We start from the raw sequence: 1,766 nt of genomic DNA on the forward strand, positions 1-1,766 counted from the left end.
TGCATAGGAAGTAATGAAGTAATAGTTAGAAAGTTAAAAAACAGTTTATGAAGCTCTGGGTAATCTCAGAGCTTTATGTTTACCTATTTTTACAAATATTGCAGGAAAAGATAAGGGGTATGTTTACCCCTCAAATTTAATCCAAGGTAAACTATTTAACCTTTTGATCTGGCATAAGTATATTTTCCTCATTATGATTTTTTCAGCTTGGGCCTGTGTTATATTTCCATTTTCTACAAGGGCCTTTAAAGAATTTATATAATTGATCTTGTTGTTATCCATATATATTTTACATCCATGATCAGTCATAGGTTCAGTATTTTCCAAGTCTGCTTTCTTTGTAGCTTCAGCTTTATGTATGATAGCTTTAATTTTACTTGCTTGATCTTGAGTTATAGTCTTACCAGTTACAAGGTTTTCAAAATGTGTTGCTAAACCATACTGTATTTTAGTTCCCATTTATCTGTACTCAACTACTTTCATATATAATTTATTTGCTTGTTTAAAACAAGGTTACTTTAGCAAATGTTTTTATTCTACATCAATTGTTTTATTAAAGGTTTTCATTATAAAACTAAAACCATTTGATGTACATTATAAATTTATTATTATACCAAAAGAAATCAGATTTTGTTATTTGTATTCTTATAATTATATATAGAATATTAAAAATATGATTATAATACATTTTCATAATATTCATATTATTTATCTAAATATACACCATTTTGCATTAAATTTTAGGTTTGTTAATCAAGTTTAACCCAATTATATATATCTTAACAATTTAGAATTATACAACCTTTATAGTTGACCATGTAGGAATAGGTTTCATATAATGAGCTAAACAATACCTATGTTAAGTACTAACCATCAATTCCTCTCTTGACCGTTGCTATTCCTAGGCTTAAAGAATACTTATGTTAAGTACTAACATAGTTTTACACAGTTATCCATATTTCTTTGTATTTCGTTTAAAAATACTCTATCTAGTTTTGTTATATTAAAGTATCGCCTTTTTCTAATTTGACTAATAGTTTATCAAACTCGGGTCTATCAATCATGGTTCCTGTGAAACTTTCTTTATAAAGTTATATTTGCCAAAATTATGGAATAATAGTACGGCCACAGTAGAAATACTGTGGCCGTACTATTATATACCTAGTGTTTTAAGTCTACTATTTAGATTAATCTTATTCTATGTGAATGTAACCCAATTGCTATTGTGTTACTGTCATAGATATATAGATGTGAATATAAAGATTAATTTCACTACGATTTAGAGAGAACGTATCGACATAATATAGAGGTGGATATATATAGGGAATTTAATAGAACTTAACATAACTTAACAAAGATTAACAACATAGCAATACCTATGACATATCTTTGACGTATATTAGTGTTAAAGAAAGACTGTCGGCAGTTTTCTTAAAATTTAAGGAGGGATAATCATGAAAATAAGTAGAAGAGATTTTTTAAAGTGGTCAGTTGCAGCAACAGTTGCTTTAAATGTGGAATTTGATCTAGCAAATGTAAACACTGTTCTTGCTGCAGAAACAGATCCGCCAATAATTTGGCTTCAAGGTGCAGGCTGCTCTGGATGTACGATCTCCACTTTAAATGTAACTAATCCAACCACTATCGATGATGTACTCTTAAATAAAATAAGTATGAAATATAACAGCACAATTATGACGGCTTCAGGTGATCTTGCAATGCAAACTCTTGACCAAAGTGCCACTCAGTACAAGGATCAATTTATA

At 28.9% G+C, this 1,766-nt stretch carries 2 protein-coding genes; one reads left to right on the forward strand and one right to left on the reverse strand.

Translation table 11 applies throughout. The annotated features are described in order from the left end of the window. Positions 1-123: 123 nt before the first annotated feature. Positions 124-459, reverse strand: a complete 336-nt coding sequence (locus tag LGK95_RS21975) for a hypothetical protein (RefSeq protein ID WP_226127034.1) — start codon at positions 457-459, stop codon at positions 124-126. Positions 460-1,454: 995 nt separating this feature from the next. Here LGK95_RS21975 and LGK95_RS21980 point away from each other — a divergent pair. Next, positions 1,455-1,766, forward strand: a 312-nt coding sequence (locus LGK95_RS21980) for a twin-arginine translocation signal domain-containing protein (protein ID WP_226127035.1), incomplete at its 3' end; no start/stop codon positions are given.

The sequence above is a fragment of the Clostridium algoriphilum genome, from assembly GCF_020443705.1.
In the GTDB taxonomy this organism is placed as follows: domain Bacteria; phylum Bacillota; class Clostridia; order Clostridiales; family Clostridiaceae; genus Clostridium_AD; species Clostridium_AD algoriphilum.